Source organism: Enterovibrio norvegicus, from assembly GCF_002876705.1.
GTDB classification, from domain to species: Bacteria; Pseudomonadota; Gammaproteobacteria; order Enterobacterales; family Vibrionaceae; genus Enterovibrio; species Enterovibrio norvegicus_B.
The window spans coordinates 1-22,632 of record NZ_MDAG01000016.1; the positions used below are offsets into that span (position 1 = coordinate 1).

The following is a 22,632-nucleotide window of genomic DNA, read 5'->3' on the forward strand; positions in this document are numbered from 1 at the left end:
ACACCGAGCATGGCGTCAGTAAACTCGCCCGAAGGGAGGCCCTCAGTGCGTCCACTTCATCGTTAAATTCCTGTGAAATAGAATGACTATTCCTACAAGAATTTGCCTTGAACTGAACGCACTGATGGCCTCTGAAATCGAGCATCTTCAGGTTGTTTGGGTATATGCGTTAGGCGAGCCTGAAACAAAGAAGCCGACTTTGTCGTCGCGCGAATAGATACTTTGTTCGCATTCCAACGTAAACTGCCCTCATTCGTTCAAGTATATAGCCGCCATGCAAACTGACTCTCATACCCTGATTGATATCCCGTTCAACTTTCGCCACACCTGTTGGTTTTGTGGCGAGCCAGCCTCTCGAGAGTTGAACTTTCCGCGTCGCGCCAATAAAAACGTAGAACATGCATTGTTGGCGATCCCTGCTTGCAAAGAGTGCGAGGCAATCTCACACCCTCGTGACATTAAATCGATTTGGCAATTGCGCGCCCATATCAAACAGCAACTGATGACCAAATACACCAAACACCTGGCAGTCGGTGAGAACTGGACGAAGGAAGAGCTCGAAGACAGTGAGTTTTCAGGCTCGATATTGGGTGGATTCGGAGAAAGCGCATGGCAGATGTATGAAATCGCCAAGCAGCGAATCGCTTACGAAGGTTGGCCGCTTATCGTCGATGGTCTGCCTTTTTACGCCATTGATGACACGAGCAGTTTTGAATTTGACGGCATGCACTATGCCTCGCTTGCTGCGTGTGTCGAATTCTTCGTGAACGCGAGTGATGTAGACAGAGACCTGCTGACGCAAGTGGTGGATATTGTTACGCCAGCCCGGTTCGGCTACGCATTGAAAATCGCCAAACTCAACAAACGCATTTCTCCCGCACGACGCACCCAGATCATTGATGACATCGCCGTTCAAGAAGTCGAAGACCGAGAAGCCGAGCGCGAACGGTTGGCGATGAATGCCCAAGATCATGCCGTTGTTGAAGTCACGGTATCAGGTGCCATCGCACCCACCTTCGCCATTCAATGGGCGATGGACAGGGGCGCACATACGCTATCAGCCCTGTGCCTGTTGGAAGATGATTACTTTGATGACTTTCAACACCTCGGCGGCGCTGCGGCTTTCGCATCCTACAATGGTCTGCAGTTGTATTTAGAAGCCAGAGAAGATGCTGCGTGGGTGGAGGAGAGTGATCCCAATAAGGGTATGTGGTGAGAATGAGCAGGCGGGGTGACTTAGTGTTTCCCCACAATCCTTAAACCAACGCTGTTAACCCTGCTTGTCTGTCGTTGTAACTTCCCTTTCTCTCAGGTTTTAAAGTGGTAGGCGTAAATCGCATCAGGCAATATGCATTGTTTACACACCTTAAGGCTATCTAATTAGCTGTTTTTTCGAAGTATGTGGCTCTACCGATTTACATTACTCCTAAGTCAAAATAAACAAAACAAAATACTTTAATCTCGGACTTAGATGTGTGATTAAAAATCATCGCTTCTTATTTATAGCGAGGGTGATGAACCTGATATAACCGTCGATGGAACAAAATATACCCACCTAAGTGCATATTAATTCATAGGGGGTGACTTTCAGAGACGGAGTTCGTGATGACAGAAGTGATGCTTAAAGACGCGTTTTTGTCGCGTGTTGCTAAAAACAATCCCAATCAGCCTGAGTACCTTCAGGCGGTGACAGAGGTAATAGCCTCTATATGGCCTTTCGTTGAAAGGCATCCAAAATACATTGAAGCGGGGATCCTTGAGCGTCTGGTTGAGCCGGAGCGTTTAATTCAATTCCGCGTAAGCTGGGTTGATGATAACGGCAAAGTGAACGTCAACCGCGCGTTTCGTGTTCAACATAACTCTGCGATAGGGCCATACAAAGGAGGAATGCGTTTTCACCCTTCGGTCAATTCTTCGGTACTCAAGTTTTTGGCCTTTGAGCAGACGTTTAAAAATGCGTTAACAACCTTACCAATGGGCGGCGGTAAAGGCGGCAGTGATTTTGATCCGAAAGGTAGAAGTGACAACGAGATCATGCGTTTTTGTCAGGCATTGATGCTTGAATTACACCGTCATTTAGGCGCTGACACTGATGTGCCTGCGGGCGATATCGGCGTGGGAGCGCGTGAAGTTGGCTTTATGACTGGTATGATGAAGAGGCTTTCTAACAGCGCTGAATGTGTATTCACAGGCAAGGGACTGACTTTTGGTGGCAGCTTGATTCGCCCAGAAGCGACGGGCTATGGCCTGCTTTACTTTGTTGAGGCAATGCTAAAAGAGAAAGGGCAAACACTAACAGGTAAGCGTGTGGGTGTGTCGGGTTCAGGCAATGTGGCGCAATTTGCCATTGAAAAAGCGATGCAGATGGGAGGGACCGTGATCACGGCGTCTGATTCATCCGGTACTGTCTATGACCCCGAAGGCTTTACGCCCGAAAAGCTCGCGATTCTGATGGACATTAAAAATGTAAAACGTGGTCGCGTTGCTGATTACGCACTTAAAATGGGTCTGACCTACGCTGAGAATGCGAAGCCTTGGCAATATGAAATGGACATTGCGCTTCCTTGTGCAACGCAAAATGAACTCACAGTTCACGATGCCGAAATGTTGGCTGGCAACGGCGTTCAACTGGTTGCTGAAGGCGCGAACATGCCAAGTACGACAGATGCCGTCGCGGTGTTCAACAATGTCGGTATTCTCTATGCGCCCGGCAAAGCAGCCAATGCGGGTGGTGTGGCAACGTCAGGTCTGGAAATGAGCCAAAACGCGCTTCGTCTCGGTTGGAGCCGAGAAGAAGTTGACCAGCGTTTGCAAGAAATCATGCGCCGTATTCACGATACATGCGCGGAGTATGGCCGAGATGAGTCAGGGACAGTGAATTATGAACTTGGTGCGAATATCGCGGGGTTTGTGAAAGTGGCAGATGCGATGTTGGCGCAAGGTGTGTGCTAATGCTTGATTGCTATAGCGCCCCAATTTATCGAATGGAATAAGAAAAACGGCCCTGTTGGGCCGTTTTAGTTTTGTGTGTAAGTCAGTTCAATTATGTGAAATCGAAAAGGTCTTCATTCAAGGTATCTGCTGAGACGTTCTCTAGCGTAATGGTTGCTGCACCGTCGTTAACTGAAATTACTGTGTCAGCGCCGCTTTGTGTGAATGACAGCAGGGCGTAATCATTCGCAAGTGAGCTGTCGATTTCGATATTGTCTTGGCGTGAATTGAAATCAGTGATGATGTCGTTACCGGATTCACTGTCAAAGTAGAAGGTATCGTCGTTCTTACCACCGGTTAGCGTGTCGTTACCTGCGCCGCCAGTGAGGAAATCGTTACCGTTTCCGCCGAGCAAGGTATCGTTGCCCTCACCGCCATCGAGCATGTCATCGCCTTGATTACCTTCCAGTAAATCGTCGCCGTCTTCCCCGTAAAGTGTATCGTTGTTGGTCGCGCCTTCAAGGCTGCCCGTGTCGTAGTTGAAGAACAGTTCTACACTTGCGGTTGCGCCGTCAGCATCCACTAAGAAGTAGCTGCCGTCTTCCGTTTGAACAATCACCGGTGGCGTTTGGTCGTTCTGAATGCCTGTGACGTTCAATTGGAATACGAAGGCGCCATCTTCACCAATGGTATACAGATCCACACCTGCTAAGGCATTCGGCATTACAAACACAGGTTCGCCATCCACATAACCTGCCGAAGACATGTAAGCGCCCGCACCATCTACCGTGTCTGTCAGTGTCATTACGCCATTTGATCCCAACTCAAAGAGTGACGCCTGATCGCTGCCATTGCTTGATGTGATCACATAGGTTGTGCCATCAGCTTTTTCGTAGAAGTTTGCAGAGTTTCCGCCACCTGCTTTAACAGATTGAGAGTCCACCAACGTGAGGTTGCCTGTCGCGCTGCTAACGGCATAGGTATTCACACTGTCATTACCGCTAGAGACGACGAAGGTGCCGCTCTCTGTGGTGATAATATCGATACCAGACACAACATCACCTGCCTCGATGGACGTGCCTGTTTCAGCTATTTTTCCCGTTTCAGGATCGTACGTCAGGATATCTATACGATTATTTTGCGCACGTGTTGCGTATATGTACTCCGTTCCGTCGTTCGCTTCATAGGTGACGTTTTCGCGCACGATGCCACCGCGCAACCCCGTCTGTGAACCACCAAAGTAAGACAGACCGCCATCTAAAGACAATTCACCGTTTTCAGAAATGTGCCATGTGGTGATGGAGCCACTGTTTTGCGAAGTAACGAACAGGGTCTCTTGGCCATCAATGTTCGAGACGTTGGACTGGGTTAAACCGTTGCCCATTGAGCCAACAGACAGGCCAGCACTTGCAAATTGCGCGGTGATGTCGCCGCCAGATGTTGAGGTGACGGTTCCCGTGCTGTTGTTGTAGCTGATGCGGTCGGTTTCGGTGAGTGTGCCGTCATTTTCAACGCGCGAAATGATGGTGGTGCCGCTGTAACCGAAACTGGTGGAGATGACGTATGGTACGCCGTCAATATCAACCGTGGTGGTGTTCCAGCTTGAGTTGGTTTCGTTGGTGACGGTGTTGTTACTTGCACCGATCGAGATGGTTGATGACGTGCCGTCGTCGCCGACGAGGTGGTCGTTGCCATCACCGCCATGAAGCTCGTCGTTATCCGCGCCGCCTTTCAGTAAGTCGTCACCGGTTCCGCCATCAAGATAATCATCCCCTTCTTCGCCGAACAGTTTGTCGTTAAACGCGTTGCCGTGAACGAAACCTGTTGCGAGTTCGACAGTGGACGCATTGCCGTCACCATCGACCAAGAAGTATTTACCGTTTTCGGTTTGAACGATGACAGGAGGCGTTTGATCGTTTTCCATGTCAGTAATGGTAGTGCGCAGAACCAGCGTGCCGTCTTCGGCGATGGTGTAGAGATCAACACCTTCTGTGGCATTTGGCATGACGAAGACAGGTTCGCCTTCCACGTAACCCGCAGAAGACATGTACGCACCGCCGCCATCAACGGTGTCGGTCAGTGTAAGAGATCCGTTAGCGCCTACTTCAAACACGGATGCTTGGTCGCTGCCGCTGCTTGATGAAATGGCGTAGGTTGTGCCGTCAGCGGTTTGGTAGAAGTTTACAGAGTTGCCGCCGCCTGTTTTTACGGATTCTGTGTCTAGCAGCGTTAGATTGCCCGTTGCTGAGTCCACAGCATACATGTTGACGCTATCATTTGCGCTAGACGCGAGGTAAGTGCCGCTGTTGGTCGTAATGATGTCGATGCCAGATACCCAATCGCCTGCTGCAACAGAGGTGCCTGTTTCTGCGATTTTACCCGTGGCCGGATCGTAGGTCAGAATATCGATGCGATCATTCTGAGAACGGGTGGCGTAGATGTACTCGGTGCCATCGTCGGCTTCGAAATTCACGTTTTCACGCACGATGCCGCCGCGCAACCATGTTTGAGAACCACCGAAGTGGGACAAACCGCCGTCTAAAGACAGTTGACCATCTTCAGAGATGTGCCACGTAGTGATCGAACCGCTGTTTTGTGAGGTTAAGAACAAGGTAGCTTGGCCATCAACCACAGACATGTTTGATTGTGTCAATCCATTGCCGAGTGCACCCACCGACAAACCAGCGTCGGTAACTTGTGACGTGATGTCGCCACCAGAGGTGGACGTTACCACGCCTGTGCTGTTGTTGTAGCTGATGCGATCTGTTTCGGTGAGTGAGCCGTCTGTTTCCACGCGTGAGATGATGGTTGTGCCGCTATAACCAAAGCTGGTTGATACCACGTAAGGGACGCCATCAATGGTGATTGTGGTGGTGTTCCAAGCGCTATTGGCTTCACCGTCTGTTGCTGGGCCTGCCGCTTCAATGCGCACAACGCCATTTTCGCCAAGGGTACCTGAACCTGCATTGGGGTCAGTGCCGTCATCGCCAATCAGGCGATCATTACCGCTGCCACCAAACAAGGTGTCGTTATCGTAACCACCGTCTAGTTGGTCGTTACCGTTTCCACCGCGCAGGGTATCGTCACCTTTATCGCCGTAAAGAAAATCATTGCCTTCTTGGCCCCAAAGGGAGTCATTGTCGTCACCACCACGCATTGTGTCGGCGCCGTCGCCTCCCCAAAGCACATCGTTTCCTTGGTCGCCATTCACGGTATCGTCGCCGTCGTCACCGAAGATGACGTCGTTACCCTCGCCGCCATTAGCCACGTCGCTATCGTCGCCAGCGCGGATTTTGTCGTCGCCAGTGCCGCCGTAAAGGGTATCGCTGCCTTCGTTACCGAAGAGGCGATCTGCGCCGCTGCCACCTGAGATGGTGTCATCACCTAGGCCACCTTCAACGAGGTCGTCGCCATCATCACCAAATAGGTTGTCGTTATCGAAACCGCCGCGAACCCAATCGTTACCGGCATCGCCATGTACTTCGTCTGTTCCGTCACCGCCGATCACCGTGTCGTCGCCGTCACCGCCGTAAATGAAATCCGTATCGCCGTCGCCTTGAATGTAATCATTACCGTCGTGACCATAAATTGTGTCTACGCCCGTGGTTCCTCGAAGTCTATCGTCACCGTTTGTCCCATTGATGATGTTTGACATTCCTTTTATCCCTCTGTTGATGAATGCGCTTCTTGTTGTGGTTATTAAATGAGCGCGTGGTTGAGTGACATTAATATAAGTGTGGTTATTCTGACGTTGAAATTAGAAATGCCTCACTATTGAAACAGGGTGATCATATGTAAGGGGTGAGGATGTAAATAAAGGAGAAAAGCATGAGGGGCGAGTTATGGCGAGTGAATAAGCCTGCATGTTTAATCGGCAACGAAAAGTACTCAGAATATGAAGGTGCATTAAAAGCGCCAAAATACATTGGGTTATTGGACGGTGCTTTTTGTGGCATATCAATTCAAAATTTTTCAGGTTATGCGCAATGTAAATGTGCAGTTCTAAATGATGAAAAAAGCATGAAGTTGATGTTTTGGTGATGGTTGGAATAGGAATCACTCACTGAGGGTTTCGCTGTTTTCGCCGAAATGGTGTCGGATCTTGTGAAAGCCATGTAGAAAGTGAAATCTAAGAATTCACCGGGTTCTTACACGCAACCTTTGGCTTGGCGGTAAACTGCTGAATCCAATTATCTTGTTCTTAGAGAGTGAAAGGTCGCGCTGTTTATGGTTTTTCAGAAAAAATACGGATTGATGTGCGCTGTATTGCTTTGCATGTTTTTGTCTTTCTCTGCGCTTGTTTCAGTGCGCTTTTCGTTCGTTGGTGAAGTGAATGACGCGCTCGGTGCAGCGTTTTCTTTTTTGTCCTGGTCTGCGGGATCTAAAGGGTTCTTGTTCACCACTGCATTATTCTGCGCGATCCCCTTTTTCTTAAAATGGCCTCGTCAGCGAGTGCTGGTGTGTTTGTCGTGTTTTGCGTTTGTACTCGGCGCGAGTTTCGTGACCAAAACCGTGCTGAAATCGGTCACTCAAGAAGCTCGTCCCTATACGCATGTATTGCAGGATCTAGGCGCTGTGGATTCTGCGGATGGTTTCTATTCGTTGTCTTCAGCACAACGTGTCAAGGCGATTGATACGGTGAAGGACTCAGTAAGCGAATGGCGTTTGCCGCATTGGGAAGGGGAAACAAACTATTCGTTCCCGTCTGGGCATACGATTTTTGCGGCTTGCGCTGCAATTTTCTGGGGTGCTATTTTGTTGTCTGAAGGCTATCGCTTGCTCGCTGTATTGTTGGCAATGTGGGCGGGGCTTGTAGGCATGAGCAGACTTTGGCTTGGCATGCATTGGCCTGTGGATCTTTTCGGTTCACTCATCTTCGCGACGGGCATTTGCTTCCTTGTTCCCTTGGCAGAAAGTGTGATTTATCGGCAAGGTCGAATACTAAATAACCAAGCGTGATATGTAGGTTGATGAGAAGGGCGTATGCCCTTTTTTTACGCTTACTCATTAGATTTTTAATCCGTGGGTGTTTGCTCAACTTTACACGCATTGTCCCTGACAAAAATGTTGTCTTTTTTCAGGTTTAGAAGTAAATAGTTACTACCTTCATTCTCTTGGTTCTCGCGTGGAAAAACTGCTCAAAAAGCTACCATTTATCATGGTATTGCTTACTGTGTTATTTTGCAGTTACGCCCTTGGTGTGATTGGGTTAAGTCATGCTAAAAATGTGATAAATAAGGCTGTCAGCCAAGAATCCGCACCAGACACTAAAATCGATACATTAGCCCCGCGTATTGCGTCGCCTCGAATACTCGTTTCAGCGTCAGACCCACTGAATAAAGATCCTCTCTCTTGGCCGATGCTGTTTGCTTCTTTTGCAAGCCTACTGGTGTTGCGACGCATCTTGTATGGGTTTCCAAGAACACATTTGTCCATCGACTCCGATCGCTTAGGAGGTTGGCAAGACGCTAATCTGCAATATCGATTTATTCACTCCCGCTAAAAGCCCAACGTCGAGCAACACATCGACGCCCCTGTTTTCTGTGATCACGCCTCACGTGGCGGAACACGTCGTGTAGAACAATAAAAACCAATGACTCCGTAACACGCATTTCTTGAACCTTGGTATTTTTGGAGAAACCATGTTTGAAGCAATCCAAGAAGTTTTGGTCGCCATTTGGCACCAAGATTTCAACGCACTTCTCACCCCGGGCAGCGCAACCCTTATCTATATTCTCGTGGCGATTCTCATCAGCCTTGAGAGCGGTTTTCTCCCTGCAGCACCTTTGCCATGTGACAGTATCGTCGTGTTAGTTGGCACCTTGTCAGCGGTGGGTGTGCTGGATCCTTTCCTTGCGTTCCCAATGCTGATCATTGCGGCTTCCATGGGCAGTTGGTTGGCATTCTCTCAAGGTCGATGGCTGAACAGATTGCCGTTGGTGCAGTCATGGCTGTCAAAAGTGCCTGAGAAGCAAATGCGCACAGTCGATGCGCTGTTATGCCGTCATGGTCTGGTTGCGTTGTTTATCGCGCGTTTTGTGCCAGGGGTGCGCTCTGTGCTGCCAATGATGATGGGGATGCGTGTTCATGAGGCACCGCGTTTCCACTACTTTGCGTGGTTGAGTGCAACCATGTGGGTGTTCTTGCTGTCGGGATTGGGTTACCTCTTACCGTCGCTGCCTGAGCCGATCAGTCGTTTGGTGACCATGGGGCTGATGGCAGCACCTGTGATCACTCTGTGTATCGCGATTTTGACGGCGGTAACGTGGCGCATTCGTAAAGCGCTGCAAGGTAATTTGAAACCCTCCGCATAAGATTGCATTTGTGCGCGTTGGCGTTACTATGGCGCGCTTTTTTTAACTGAGTGAGATAGAGAGTTCCGTGTTTAGCTTTCGCTTGCGGATAGATTATCCGCTGTTTTTTGCGATTTGTGCGTTGATTGCCTTCGGATCGCTAAGTGTGTGGAGTGCGAGTGGCTATAGCTTGCCCACGCTAGAACGCCATTTAGCGCGTGCCGCGTTGGCCATTTTGGCACTCATAGGTTTATCAGCCATTCCTGCAAGAAGCTATAAAGATTTTGCACCCAAGCTCTTCATTATTGCAGTGGTGTTGTTAGTTGGGGTTATCGTTGCTGGTGACACAGTAAACGGTGCAAAACGTTGGTTGGCGCTCGGCCCAATCCGTTTTCAACCCTCTGAGCTAATCAAAGTGGCTATGCCAATGATGGTGGCATGGCTCATTGTGAAAGACCCAGGGCGACCGGGGTTTCATAAAATCGCCATGTGCGGGTTAGTCACAGCGCTACCTGCTGGATTGATTGTTATTCAACCTGATTTGGATGGTGCGATTTTCACCGTGATGTACGCGCTGTTTGTGCTGTATTTAGCGGGCATGAGTTGGAAAATTATTGGTTCGGTGTTGGCAACGGTGGCAGCGACTGTGCCTGTGATGTGGTTTTTCTTTATGAAAGACTATCAAAAAATGCGTGTCACTCAGTTTCTGAATCCTGAGTCTGATCCCTTGGGTTCTGGCTATCAAATCATCCAATCTTTGATTGCGATAGGTTCAGGTGGCGTGAAAGGCAAAGGGTTCATGAGCGCGACACAAGGACAACTGGGCTTTATTCCTGAAAGCCACACTGACTTCATTTTTTCGACATTTGCGGAAGAGTGGGGCTACTTGGGCTGTGTTGTAGTGATCTTGTTGTACTTGTTTATTTCAGGTCGAACTCTGTGGCTTGCGAGCCAAAGCCCATCCGCGTTTTCTCGTCTTGTGAGTGGCGCGTTGGCAATGAGTTTCTTCCTGTATGCCTTTATCAACCTTGGCATGGTGAGCGGGTTGCTGCCGGTGATGGGGAGTCCGTTGCCGTTCATTAGTTACGGTGGCACGGCGATGATCACGCAAGGTGCGTGTTTTGGTATCATCATGGCGCTGTGCTGTGGGGTACAACAAGCAGAAGCTACATGGTCTCAACGCAGCTTTGCACGTTAGTCGTTAGCGAGTTGAACGCACCTTAATCGAGTAGCAGAAATCAAAAAGGCAGGTTTAAAAACCTGCCTTTTTTGTGTCTGTTTTTCACTGAATGCTGTGTCGTTAAACAACGGTAAGTCAGTGTTATTTGATGGTCACGCTTTGGATAACGATCGGATCCATCGGCACGTCATCGTGGCCTGCAACGCGCGTGGTCATTGCGTTACCAATGTTGTTTACCACATCCATACCCACGGTCACTTTACCAAACACGGCGTAACCCCAACCTTGGTTGGTCGTTGCGGTGTGGTCAAGGAAATGGTTGTTTTCCAAGTTAATGAAGAACTGCGCAGTTGCTGAATGTGGGGCATCTGTGCGCGCCATTGCGATAGAGCCTGTGACGTTTTTCAAACCGCGGTTTGCTTCGTTCACAATCGTTTCACGTGTTGGTTTTTCTTTCATTTTCGCGGTGAAACCGCCGCCTTGGATCATGAAGCCTTTGATCACACGGTGGAAAATCGTGTTGTCGTAGAAACCATCTTCGCAGTATTTCAGGAAGTTTTTAGACGTGACTGGCGCTTTGTCCATGTCGAGTTCGATTTCAATGTCGCCGAAGTTGGTAGATAAAATAATCATAGGTCGTGACCGATAAGGGTTAAATCAAGGGGGGCGCAGTATACGCAAAGCAAACGAGCACGCAAAGCCAAGATGCATGTAAACGCGCCTCGTTTAGTGAGTTTCCCTCAATGGCATGACGCGGATAAAACGGACATGCTCGGCGATGTATGCCGAGCATGGATACCGGTCTATCGGTGTTAGCGATCAATGGCTTGGTTTTGGCTCGTTATCTCCAAATTCTTCTTCGGCCTCGTCCATGTCTCCTTCGTGCAGTTTGTGTTGATCGGCAATAAAGGTGTACATCACGGGAAGCACGAACAAGGTGAACAAGGTGCCCACGGCGAGCCCTGCCACAATCACGAGCCCGATGTTGTAGCGGGATGCTGCGCCCGCACCTGTGGCAAACAGTAAGGGGATCAAACCTGCAATCATGGCGGATGTGGTCATTAAAATAGGACGAAGACGCACAGTTGCCGCTTCAATGATCGCGGCTTGTTTAGACGCACCTTTCAATATTTGCTCTTCTTTGGCGACTTCACACATCAAAATACCGTGCTTGGTGATAAGCCCTACGAGGGTAATCAATCCGACCTGCGAGTAGATGTTCATCGAGGTTTCCCCTGATATATGTGTCCACCCCAAGGCAATTAATGCGCCACTGATGGCAAGAGGAACGGTGAACATGATCACCAAAGGGTCACGAACACTTTCAAACTGGCTGGCGAGCACCAAGAAGATGATGGCTAATGCCAGCGCGAAGGTTTGGTATAAGGAACTGCCTTCTTCCACGAATTGACGCGCTTCGCCCATAAAGGAATAGGTGTAACCCTGCGGTAAGTCAGTGACCGCTAACCCCTCAAGGAAGGCGATGGCATCGCCCATTGCAACATTTGGGGCAGGCACGGCTTCAATCGAAATGGAGTTCATTTGGTTGTAGTGGGGCAGTGATTTCGCTTGTCCATCCACAGTGAAGCTGACCAAGCTAGAGAGCGGAACGGCGGATCCGTCTTGCGTCGTCACGTAGAATTTATTGATGTTACTCGGGTTGGCGCGGTTAACCCGATCAAGTTGCGGAATGACCTCATAAGAACGGCCATCAATGTTCACGCGATTGATGTACCCGCCACTCATCATGGTGCCTAACGTCGCGCCTATCTCTTGCATGGTTACGCCATATGCCCCCGCAGCATTTCGATCAATGTGCAGACGCACCAAGCCCGAATCATATTTTAAATTCACGTCCGAATAGACGAAAAGCGGGCTGGCTTTCACTTTTTCTAGGATCTTGTTGCCAATGTTGAACAAGGTTTCGAAATCAGCGGGGCTGGTGATCACGAACTGAACCGGCAAGCCGCCAGATGCGCCGGGAAGTGAAGGCATTTGATAGGCAGTTGCATTGATGCCCGGAATGTCTTTCGCTGCCTTATTGATGTTGGCGGAGATCTCTTTTTGGCTTAAGGCTCTGTCACTCCACGGTATCAATGGGCCAATCGCAATGCCTTGGCTACTGGTCGGCACGCCGACAAGGGCTAGCGACGCTTCTGCTTGTGGTTGATCGGCGATGATGTTCGCGATCAATTTCATGTTGGCTTGAATGTAATCGTTGTTTGACGTGGAAGGTGTGCTGCCTATTACCACAACCACGCCCTGATCTTCATCAGGCGCGAGTTGGGAAGGTACAAAGGTAAACAGCATGGGAAGGGCGACGAACACGGCAATCGCGAAGGCAACCACGACGCGTTTGTGTTCCATGACTGCATGTAAAGCATGTTCATAGCGTTGGGTTAACCCACCCAAGACGCGCTCGACGGTGGCCTCAAAGCGGCTCGGTTGGGTGTGTGGTTTGAGCATTTTGGAGCACATCATCGGCGATAAAGTGAGCGCCACGAAGCCGGAGATAAACACAGCGCCAGCGAGTGTGAGTGCGAATTCTTTGAACAATGCCCCTGTTACGCCGCCCATCAGTGCAATCGGTGCGTACACGGCAGCAAGGGTGATGGTCATTGAGATAATAGGGACGGCGATTTCTCGTGTCGCTTCGAGCGCGGCTTTGAAAGGTTTGGTGCCCATCTTGATGTGTCGATCGACGTTTTCCACCACCACAATGGCATCGTCTACCACCAGCCCGATGGCCAATACCATGGCGAGCAAGGTCATCAAATTCAGCGTGAAGCCAAAGGCTTGCATGACGACAGCGACGCCAATGAGTGACAAGGGAATGGTAACAATAGGAATGACAACGGCGCGAAACGATCCAAGGAACAGCAAGATCACCACAATCACAATGAGTGCAGCTTCGCCAATGGTTTTAACCACTTCATCGATCGAGTCTGTGATTGCCAGCGTGGAGTCATACAGTACGCTGGCTTTCATGGTGGACGGCAAGTTGTGTTGAATCGAGGTGAACAAACCACTGATGCCTGCTGCCACGTCCAACGGATTGGCGGTTGGGGTGGCGTTAATACCGATAATGACCGCTTCTCGTCCGTTGGCTAACGCGCGGAAGCTGTCGTTACTTTTGCTCATGTTCACTTCGGCCACGTCACTGAGCAGCACAACTTGGCCTTTTTGGCTTTTGATGATGAGGTTGCGTAACCCTTCTACCGTGTCAACTTGGCTGTCGATCGTACTGTTTAGCACAGTGAAATAACTGCTGAACTGGCCGACCGCTGATTGATAGTTGTTTTGCTGCAAGATGCCGACAAGATCGGAGGTGGAGAGATCGTACTGCCCCAGCTTTTCCGGATCTGGCCATATTCGCAAAGCGAAAGGGGCGCCGCCCATCATGGAAATATTGGACACCCCGTTGATGGTCGAAAGTTGGGGGTTCACCACCCGCTCAAGGTAATCAGCAATCTGACTGGAATTGAGGTCTTCACTGAAAAACGACAAGTACATGATTGACGTTGTTGAGCCCGTCGATGAAGTGACTGACGGATCGTAAGCTTCTTGCGGCAATTGGTTTGTGACGGAATTGATTTGGGAGAGGACGTTCGCCAGTGCCTCATCTGGGTTGGTGTTCAGCATCATGTTCAATACGATGCTTGAACTGCCAAGCTCGCTGGCGGAGGTCATGAAATCGAGGTTGTCCACTTGAGACAACGCTTGTTCTAAAGGCTGGGTGATAAAGCCTTCCACCAATTCTGCATCTGCCCCCGGATACGCGGTGCCAACGGTGATGACGGTATTTGTCATTTCTGGGTATTGCCGCACTTGCAGATCTTTTAACGCATTCAGGCCGAGCAACAGCAATAAGATGCTGAGTGATGCCGCCATCACAGGGCGGTAGATGAATATATCTGTAAATTTCATCGTCTGACTCCTTACAACTGTGGCATGGAATCAGGAACAGAAATGGGGTTTGGCACAATCTTCACTTTGGTGTTGTTGCCTAAGTTTAAAATGCCTGTGGTGACAACGTCTTCGTTGAATTTCAGCGCCCCCGATACCAATGCGTTGTTACCGTTTCGCGCAACCACTTCAACCGTGACCTGTCTTACCCGTGTTTCGTCGTCTTTCTTCTCGGTGACATACACTGAGTTACCGTACAAGGCGAAGACGATGGCGGTTTGTGGAACCACAAACTGTTTGTCCAAATCTGTCAGTGCAACGGCGACGTCGGCAAACATACCGCCGCGTAATGACCGGTCCTCATTGGGCAGTTCAGCTTGAATGGCGACTAAACCTGTTTGGGCGTTGACCACAGGTTCAATGGCGTTGATTTTTCCTTCATAAGTGCGGTCTGGGTATGCTTCCACGGTCAGTGAAATAGGCTGACCGATGCTGATTTTACCGAGTTCCGATTGCGGCACACTGAATCGTACACGCATGACGGACAAATCATCGAGACGAACAATGTCAGAACCTACAGAGGCATATTGACCGAGATTAACGTTGCGAATACCGAGTAAACCATTAAAGGGGGCTTTGATTTCTCGGAGGGCAATGGTGGCTTGCAGGCTCTCAATACTGGCAAGCAGCGCCTCATATTTTGATTGCGCCGCTTCAACACTTTGTTCTGATACTGAGCGCTCTTTGTAGAGTTTGACGAGGCGGTTGTAGTCATCGCGCACCGACGGCAATTGCACTTGCTGTGCTTTCAGATCGGCGGCTTGCACGGAAGCATCAAGATTGACCAACACGGTGCCTTTTTCCACGGATTGGCCGTTTTCAAAGTTAATGCCGGTGACGATGCCCGCGACCTCATTAGAGATATTGACCCCTTGGTTAGGTTCGATAAACCCGATCGCACTGATATTTTGCGGCCACACTGTTGGGGTGAGCGTTTCAATCGTCACGGGATAAACAGGCTCTGGCAGGTTGGCGAGGGTATTTTTAATCTTATTGTTCACGAAAAGGTTAAAGCCAATAACGGTGCCAAAGGCGAGCACGACCACCACCAGCATTCCTAAGACCCATTTGTTCATGCGTAATGCTCCCTGCTCGAGTTAGTGTGTGTTGACAAGGAATTATGTTGGTGTACGTCAGTGAAACGTGGTGGCTGAATGTCCATTTTTACTGCCTCTCCAGTGCGGTAGGAAAAAGTATAAGCAACCTGTCACATTGGGTTGTGTCCATCTTGGGACGAATGAAACGCGAGAATTGCGCGGCAAGGAATAAACATTTGAGGTGTGAGAAATGAACAATAAATCAGACAGTTGAAGGAGGCGCGATGTGCGAGGGAAAAGTCAGAACGCGTTGATCTTTTTCATTGAGGGTGTGAAAGACACGAAAAAGGAGGCGTTGCGCCTCCTTTGGTTTTTAAAATGTCCCCGCAATATATATCGAAAACAGTGTCGATAAATGACGGTGAACATTTGTCGAGATGATGTACCTACAATGCGTCTTTCACTTTAGCTGCAACGTCAGCTGGCACCCATTGGCTCCATAGCTGCGGGTAGGATTCAAGGAATTCCAGCGCCGCGATTTCACCATCTGCTTGGTTTTCTTCCATCCATGCCATCATCGCGCTCATGTCAGCATTCGGGTACGCACGATTGGCGATGTATGCGTAAGCCTCAGGGGATTCCGTTGCGAAAGACTCCGTTGTGATGGTGTTTACGGCAGACGGTGGGTAAGCCGTCACGTTTGGCGACTCACAGTCTTCTTGTGTAATGCATTCTTCGTAATGCACGGGATCGGCTTCTACACCGAAGTCGACTTTTACCATGTCGTAGCGACCAAGCACGGGCGTTGGAGACCAGTAATAACCAAACCAGGGTTTCTCGCGGTCATACGCACGGGCGATTGAACCTGCCAGCGCAGCGCCTGAACCTGGGTCTACCATTTCAAAACCGGCGTCTTCAAGATTGAGTGCATTAAATAGATGGCCAGCGGTGATTTGGCACGTCCAGCCTGACGGACAGGTCATGAAGCCTGATTTACTGTCATCTTCTGGGTGAGGGAAGAGCTTGGCATTCGCCTTCACACCCTCAATCGTGGCAAGTTCGGGATGTTTCTCGACCATGTATTTTGGTATCCAAAACCCTTCTTCGCCGCCTTCAGCAAATGCTTTACCGGCAAAGCGGAGTTTTTTCTCGCTCACGCCTTTTTCAAGCATTTCCTTGTGTGAGTTGCTCCAGAATTCAGGGGCAATATCTGGTTCGCCTTTTTCCGTCATGGAGATGCCCGTTGGCATGGTATCTCCCGGCACAAGTTCAGCGTCACAGCCGTAGCCATTCTCTAGAATAAATTTATCTACGTTTGCCATGAGTGTGGCCGAATTCCAGTTCATGTCCGCGATGGTGACGTTGCCACATTCATCTGCAGATGCGAAAGGAGAGAGAGCTAGCAGCGCAAGCGGAAGATAGCGTTTTTGCATGTGAAAATCTCCGGCAGTCGACGATGTTCGTCTTTGTTATTTTTTGTGTGGTAAACCTTATGCCAAAGCAACATCAAGGTGCAGAACTCAGGGCGTTTTACGGGTGTTGTGAGCGCCTCTGAACTCAAGCATCTTCAGGTCGTTTGAGTATAGTTTTCAGCGTAATGCCTTCAGTGAAAGACGATAACAAAGTGTATGAATGAAGCGTGTGAATTTAACGGTAATCGTGACGTTTGTTAGATTTTGCTAATTCAAAGTTAAAAATGAGTGTTTCATAACTGGGAGCAGGATGAATTGATCAGTCTCTCATTGGGGGTGCATGCTCTTTGATCAATGTTAATGCCATGTTATACGCTCTAAGTTGGTTAAAAGTGTAAAGGATGGCATTCACCATGCAAGATGCTGGGAACGGACAAGGAAACATCCGCGAAATCATTCAGGAACAGACAAGCGACAGTGGTTCTCCTTTTGTGCGTTTCGACAATGTTCAAAAGAGTTATGACGGGAGAAGTTTGGTCGTCAAAGGGTTCGATCTTGATATTCAACAGGGTGAATTCATCACGCTTCTCGGCCCATCTGGTTCGGGGAAATCGACTGTTCTTATGATGATGGCGGGTTTCGAACAACCTACCCATGGTGAGATCTACCTGAACAACCAACCGATTAAGACGTTGCCTCCTCACAAACGTGGCATTGGATTGGTATTCCAAAACTACGCGTTGTTTCCTCATATGACGGTGGAAGAAAATCTCGCCTTTCCTTTGCAAGTTCGCAACCTTTCTAAATCTGACACCGAAAAAAAAGTGAAACGTGCCTTAGACATGGTACGTCTTTCTGAGTTTGGGCATCGCCGTCCGGCCCACCTTTCGGGTGGTCAGCAACAACGCGTTGCCGTGGCTCGCGCTTTGGTGTTTGAACCAGAATTGGTATTGATGGACGAACCACTCGGTGCGCTGGATAAAAACTTGCGTGAAGAGATGCAGTACGAAATTAAACACATTCAGCAAGATCTGGGTGTCACCATGATTTATGTCACGCATGATCAATCCGAAGCACTGACCATGTCTGATCGTATTGCTGTATTTAATGACGGTGTCGTCCAGCAACTAGCGACACCAGAAGAATTATACGAGCGACCCGTGAATGCGTTCGTGGCGCAATTTATTGGTGAGAACAATCGTTTGAAAGGCGATGTCATCGAGTTAAGCGATTCGCAGTGCCGCGTAAAAGTACCGAATGGCGACATCATTACGGCGAAACCCGTGGCGGTGGACAGCATGGGGTCGCAGTCAACCTTGTCACTTCGCCCTGAACGTATCGTCATTAACCCTGAAGATGGCGCAATGGCGAATGTGTTTGATGCGAAAGTCGAGGAAGTGATTTACCTCGGCGATCATTTGCGCACTCGCGTGAATGTTTGCGAAAACAACGAATTTATTATCAAAACCCCCAATGCTGACGGTCACCCAAACTTGCGCCGCGGAGAAATGATCCGCGTCGGTTGGGCTGAAGAAGATTGTCGCGCATTGGATGCCTCATAGCATCACCTCATCCTGTTTAAATTGGCGTGTATGCCCAGTTTGAACGTGACGTAAAAACGTACAACACATGGAAAACGAGGACTGAAAGACGGGCACTTAGGAACGCAGTTTTTTGCATGGCATGAAAGAGGACTATTGATGCCATGCAAAAGTGGATTCCTACACCTGTCTAGATGTTAACAAGCGATAGACTTGAGGAAGAAAACAATGAAAAAACTCGCGTTGCAAGTTGCAATCCTGACAGGACTAACGGGTGTTGCATCCGCGTCTTTTGCAGAAGAGTCGTTAAATGTTGTGTCTTGGGGTGGTGCGTATACTGCCAGCCAAACGAAGGCATATCATGAACCTTGGACGGCTAAGACGGGTCAGAAAGTCATCAATATCGATAAATCTCAGAACGGTCTTTCAGGCCTGCGCGCGCAAGTTGAAGCGGGCAATGTTAGCTGGGATTTGGTAGACATTCTGCCTTCTGATGCCATTGTCGCGTGTGATGAAGGCTTGGCTGAGCCTCTTGATCACGATGTATTGCTTGCTGCTTCGCCAGATGGCACGCCAGCGACAAAAGACTTCCTTGCGGGCTCTTTGGGGGAGTGTTTTGTTCCTTCCATTGTTTACTCGAACATCGTTGCGTTCAACACCGAAATGTTTAAAGGCAAGCAGCCAAACTCTATCAACGATGTGTTTGACCTGAAGGCTTTCCCCGGCAAGCGTTCACTTCAGAAAAAACCGATCAACAACCTTGAGTGGGCTTTGATCGCGGATGGTGTACCAGCGGGTGAGGTTTACGACGTGTTAAGCACCGAAGAAGGTGTTCAACGTGCCTTCAAGAAACTCGATACCATCAAAGATTCTGTGATTTGGTGGGAAGAGGGCGCGCAGCCACCACAACTTCTTGCTGACAAAGAAGTGGCCTTTGCTTCTGCGTACAACGGCCGAATCTTTAACGCGGCGGTGAATGAGAAGCAGCCGTTTGACATCATTTGGGACGGCCAAGTGTTTGAGCTAGACGGTTGGGTTGTGCCAAAAGGTAAGCTAGACAAAGTGAAAGATTACCTGCGCTTTGCGACAGACTCTCAGCGTTTAGCTGACCAAGCGAAATACATCTCGTATGGCCCAGCAAGAAACTCTTCCGCGGCGATGGTGACAACGCATGCGGATACGGGTATCGACATGAAACCGCATATGCCAACCTTTGGTCCTAACTTCAGCACTGCAATTCCGAAAGATGATGAGTTCTGGGCTGACAATGGTGATGAACTGGCACAACGCTTTAACGCGTGGTTAGTACAGTAACGTAACAAAAAGTCGGCGGATGACGTACGGTTATCCGCCGACTTTTTGTGAGCAAGCGGTTGGAGAGAGCACGTGCAGGGAAGTAAAACACAAGAATTGACGACAGCAGATGGCGTTTCACTTCGCGTCAGTCAAGAACGATCAATTCGACGCAACAAAATCAAAGCGTTTTTATTGGTGGCTCCGCTACTGATATTCCTGCTGGTGGCGTTCGTTTTACCCATTGTCGATATGCTAAAACGCAGTGTCGAAAACCCCGAAGTACTCACTTACCTTCCCAGCACGACTGTTGCGCTGCAAGAATGGAATGACGACGAACTGCCAGATGAAAGTGTGTTTGCTGCATTGGCTGTGGATCTAAAAGCAGGTGCAGAAGCGCGAACCATTGGTAAAGTCGCGTCACGACTAAACTACGAAAAATCGGGCATGCGCTCGCTGATCATGAAATCAGCGCGTAAATCCAAACGCTTTAAAGAAGGGGCATACAAAGAACAGTTGTTGAAGGCAGATAAACGCTGGGCAGATGTCGGAGTGTGGAAACTTATTCAGCGTGAGTCTAGTCCTTATACGTTCTCTTATTATCTTAACGCGGTTGACCACAAATACGCTGACAATGGCGACATCGTGGCACAGCCCGAACATCTCCAAATCTATAATTCTCTCTTCTTCCGAACGATTTACATGAGTATCGCGATCACTTCCTTGTGTTTGTTGTTGGGATACCCGATAGCCTATTTGTTGGCAAACCTGCCACTTCGTCAGGCGAATTTGCTGATGATTTTGGTGCTGTTACCGTTCTGGACGTCATTACTTGTGCGTACTGCAACATGGATTGCGATTCTTCAACAGCAAGGCGTGTTGAATGACCTCATGGTGGGGGCTGGCATTCTGTCGGATGAAGACCGGATACAGATGATCTATAACCAGACCGGCACCTTGATTGCGATGACACACATATTGCTGCCGTTCATGATATTGCCACTCTATTCCGTCATGAAAACCATCTCTCCAAGTTACGTGCGTGCAGCGCGTTCTATGGGCGCGACACCGTTTACCGCGTTTAGGCGTGTTTACTTCCCTCAAACATTGCCCGGTATTGGTGCTGGCTCGATTTTGGTGTTTATTCTCGCGATTGGTTACTACATCACCCCCGCATTGGTGGGCGGACAAACCGGTACCTTTATCACTAACTTTATTGCGTACCACATGCAAACCTCGCTGAACTGGGGCTTGGCAGCCGCCATTGCGTCGATTCTTCTGATCATCGTTATCGGATTGTATTGGCTTTATAACCGCCTGATTGGCGTCGATAACGTGAAATTAGGGTAGGAGATAACATGGCTATTCCAGAGTGCGCCACCACGAGTGAAAAGGTTTGGTATGTTGCGTTTCGTATCATTTGTGCCGGTATATTCTTATTCCTTATTGGCCCTTTGTTGGTCATTATCCCGCTAAGTTTTAATGCTGAACCCTATTTTACGTTCACACCTGAAATGTTGAGCTTTAGTCCCGAAGGCTTTTCTCTGCGTTGGTATGACGACTTCTTTAGCTCCGAATCTTGGCAGACCGCCATTAAGAACAGCCTGATTGTGGCGATAGCATCGACGATCCTTGCGACAGTGCTCGGAACCACCGCCGCGCTTGGTTTATCAAGCCGTTACATGCCATACAAAGATGCCATCATGGCGATTCTTATCTCGCCAATGATTGTGCCGTTGATCATCTCAGCGGCAGCAATGTTCTTCTTCTTCTCCCGATTCCAAATGACACATACGTACATTGGCGTCGTGCTTGCACACACAGCATTAGGTATTCCGTTTGTGGTTATCACGGTGACGGCAACCTTGAGCGGCTTTGACCATTCACTTACCCGCGCTGCGGCGAGCTTGGGGGCAAACCCGGTTTACACTTTCTTTAAAGTTGTCCTGCCGCTGGTAACGCCCGGAGTGATTTCTGGTGCGTTGTTCGCGTTTATTACGTCGTTCGATGAAGTGGTCGTGGTGTTATTTATTGCAGGGCCTGAGCAAACAACGTTGCCGATTCAGATGTGGTCGGGGATCCGTGAAGAAATCAGCCCAACGATCTTGGCTGCAGCAACCTTGCTGGTGGTCTTATCGATTGCATTGCTGACAACGTTAGAGTTTTTACGCCGTCGAAGTGCACGTTTGCGTGGCATTGAAGAGTAGTCTGTGGCGCGCAGTTGTTGAAAAATAGGTGTGAAACCGGTGTAGGTTTTTGGCGGCGGCTTATTGATGTTTGTCAGTAGACCTTCGTTTGATGGTTTTTCTTAGAAAGGCTGGCTTGCCAACGACCCATTCCCCCAAATAAGGTCATTGGCAAACCAAGCACAAATCGCAGATTATTTTCTCGCTTCTCGCTTCTCGCTTCTCGCTTCTCGCTTTAGATAATCTCGTATCTCGTATCTCGTATCTCGTTAACGCATTACCTCTTTCCAGCTCGGTACACCTTTGCGCTTCGCAGAAAACTTGTACCAGCTCGCCATCAATAGGCCAAAGACAACGCCCGTAAACAATGATGCGTTGAATGCGTAAAACACAGAGACACCTAAGCTGCGCCACTGCATAAACCACATGATCACACCCCAAATGGTGCCAAACCATGCAATCCCGAACAGCACGTTAACGGCAAACGCGCAAAATTGCGGTGGCGGAACCTTAATGCCAACGCGACGCGCTAAACGGTAGATGATTGGGCTGATAGAAGAAGGAAGAAAGCCCTTTTCGAGCAGTACTTGGTGTGCGTGGTCTAATTGTTGTTCGAATTTCATTCTGACTAACTGTATTCAATAGATTGCATGCACTTTAACGCATTGAAATTCGTAGGGTAGGGGCAGTTTAGCGTTCGGTGAGCTTGCTCTCACTCGCCAATCCAAGATGGGCGATTCGTGAGACAAACATAGAAGTTATTATGGATTTTTGGGTGATTTTTAAGCATGCA

At 49.2% G+C, this 22,632-nt stretch carries 17 protein-coding genes; 11 read left to right on the forward strand and 6 right to left on the reverse strand.

Annotated elements, in window-relative coordinates; all coding sequences use genetic code 11:
- Positions 1 to 274 precede the first annotated feature (274 nt).
- Positions 275 to 1,216: a hypothetical protein gene (locus tag BCT27_RS11155; RefSeq protein ID WP_102395838.1), complete on the forward strand. Its 942-nt coding sequence runs from the start codon at positions 275 to 277 to the stop codon at positions 1,214 to 1,216.
- Between the two features lie 389 nt (positions 1,217 to 1,605).
- Entirely contained in the window at positions 1,606 to 2,952 is a 1,347-nt protein-coding gene (gene gdhA, locus BCT27_RS11160; RefSeq protein ID WP_102316727.1) for an NADP-specific glutamate dehydrogenase, read from the forward strand.
- Between the two features lie 91 nt (positions 2,953 to 3,043).
- Here the strand turns inward: gdhA and BCT27_RS11165 are convergent, their stop codons facing one another.
- Positions 3,044 to 6,586 carry a beta-propeller fold lactonase family protein gene (locus tag BCT27_RS11165; protein WP_102395839.1) on the reverse strand — a complete coding sequence of 1,181 codons (3,543 nt, stop codon included), beginning with the start codon at positions 6,584 to 6,586 and terminating at the stop codon, positions 3,044 to 3,046.
- Between the two features lie 173 nt (positions 6,587 to 6,759).
- Between BCT27_RS11165 and BCT27_RS11170 the strand changes: the two genes are divergently transcribed.
- From BCT27_RS11170 to rodA, 5 genes are all read left to right on the forward strand, one after another.
- A complete protein-coding gene (locus tag BCT27_RS11170; protein WP_102395840.1) occupies positions 6,760 to 6,972 on the forward strand; it encodes a hypothetical protein in 213 nt (70 codons plus the stop codon).
- Between the two features lie 186 nt (positions 6,973 to 7,158).
- The gene (locus tag BCT27_RS11175) at positions 7,159 to 7,890 is read left to right on the forward strand and encodes a phosphatase PAP2 family protein (protein ID WP_102395841.1); all 732 of its coding nucleotides are present in this window, start codon (positions 7,159 to 7,161) and stop codon (positions 7,888 to 7,890) included.
- Positions 7,891 to 8,056: 166 nt separating this feature from the next.
- Positions 8,057 to 8,434 carry a hypothetical protein gene (locus BCT27_RS11180; protein WP_102395842.1) on the forward strand — a complete coding sequence of 126 codons (378 nt, stop codon included), beginning with the start codon at positions 8,057 to 8,059 and terminating at the stop codon, positions 8,432 to 8,434.
- A 139-nt stretch (positions 8,435 to 8,573) separates the two neighbouring features.
- Positions 8,574 to 9,245, forward strand: coding sequence for a DedA family protein (locus BCT27_RS11185; RefSeq protein WP_102391474.1), 672 nt, complete (start codon positions 8,574 to 8,576; stop codon positions 9,243 to 9,245).
- Positions 9,246 to 9,312: 67 nt separating this feature from the next.
- Complete coding sequence (gene rodA, locus BCT27_RS11190) at positions 9,313 to 10,422, forward strand: rod shape-determining protein RodA (protein WP_102316721.1); 1,110 nt, start codon at positions 9,313 to 9,315, stop codon at positions 10,420 to 10,422.
- A gap of 123 nt (positions 10,423 to 10,545) precedes the next feature.
- On the opposite strand, the gene BCT27_RS11195 is transcribed toward rodA, so the two are convergent.
- From BCT27_RS11195 to BCT27_RS11210, 4 genes are all read right to left on the reverse strand, one after another.
- The gene (locus BCT27_RS11195) at positions 10,546 to 11,037 is read right to left on the reverse strand and encodes a peptidylprolyl isomerase (protein WP_017015266.1); all 492 of its coding nucleotides are present in this window, start codon (positions 11,035 to 11,037) and stop codon (positions 10,546 to 10,548) included.
- Between the two features lie 186 nt (positions 11,038 to 11,223).
- The gene (locus BCT27_RS11200) at positions 11,224 to 14,331 is read right to left on the reverse strand and encodes an efflux RND transporter permease subunit (RefSeq protein ID WP_102395843.1); all 3,108 of its coding nucleotides are present in this window, start codon (positions 14,329 to 14,331) and stop codon (positions 11,224 to 11,226) included.
- 11 nt (positions 14,332 to 14,342) lie between these two features.
- Complete coding sequence (locus BCT27_RS11205) at positions 14,343 to 15,446, reverse strand: efflux RND transporter periplasmic adaptor subunit (RefSeq protein ID WP_198597549.1); 1,104 nt, start codon at positions 15,444 to 15,446, stop codon at positions 14,343 to 14,345.
- A gap of 407 nt (positions 15,447 to 15,853) precedes the next feature.
- Positions 15,854 to 16,840 (reverse strand): ABC transporter substrate-binding protein, encoded by a 987-nt coding sequence (locus BCT27_RS11210; protein ID WP_102391472.1) that lies wholly within the window; start codon positions 16,838 to 16,840, stop codon positions 15,854 to 15,856.
- A 380-nt stretch (positions 16,841 to 17,220) separates the two neighbouring features.
- Here BCT27_RS11210 and BCT27_RS11215 point away from each other — a divergent pair, with 380 nt between their 5' ends.
- The 4 genes from BCT27_RS11215 (at position 17,221) to BCT27_RS11230 (ending at position 21,860) form a co-directional block, all read left to right on the forward strand.
- Complete coding sequence (locus BCT27_RS11215; protein WP_102395844.1) at positions 17,221 to 18,381, forward strand: ABC transporter ATP-binding protein; 1,161 nt, start codon at positions 17,221 to 17,223, stop codon at positions 18,379 to 18,381.
- Between the two features lie 207 nt (positions 18,382 to 18,588).
- On the forward strand, positions 18,589 to 19,674 hold the full coding sequence (locus BCT27_RS11220; protein ID WP_102391470.1) for an extracellular solute-binding protein: 1,086 nt from the start codon (positions 18,589 to 18,591) through the stop codon (positions 19,672 to 19,674).
- A 72-nt stretch (positions 19,675 to 19,746) separates the two neighbouring features.
- Positions 19,747 to 21,003 carry an ABC transporter permease gene (locus BCT27_RS11225; RefSeq protein WP_102391469.1) on the forward strand — a complete coding sequence of 419 codons (1,257 nt, stop codon included), beginning with the start codon at positions 19,747 to 19,749 and terminating at the stop codon, positions 21,001 to 21,003.
- An 8-nt stretch (positions 21,004 to 21,011) separates the two neighbouring features.
- Positions 21,012 to 21,860, forward strand: coding sequence for an ABC transporter permease (locus tag BCT27_RS11230; protein WP_017011539.1), 849 nt, complete (start codon positions 21,012 to 21,014; stop codon positions 21,858 to 21,860).
- 248 nt (positions 21,861 to 22,108) lie between these two features.
- Here BCT27_RS11230 and BCT27_RS11235 read toward each other — a convergent pair whose 3' ends face one another.
- Positions 22,109 to 22,462, reverse strand: a complete 354-nt coding sequence (locus tag BCT27_RS11235; RefSeq protein ID WP_017010053.1) for a DUF6404 family protein — start codon at positions 22,460 to 22,462, stop codon at positions 22,109 to 22,111.
- Positions 22,463 to 22,632: the final 170 nt, after the last annotated feature.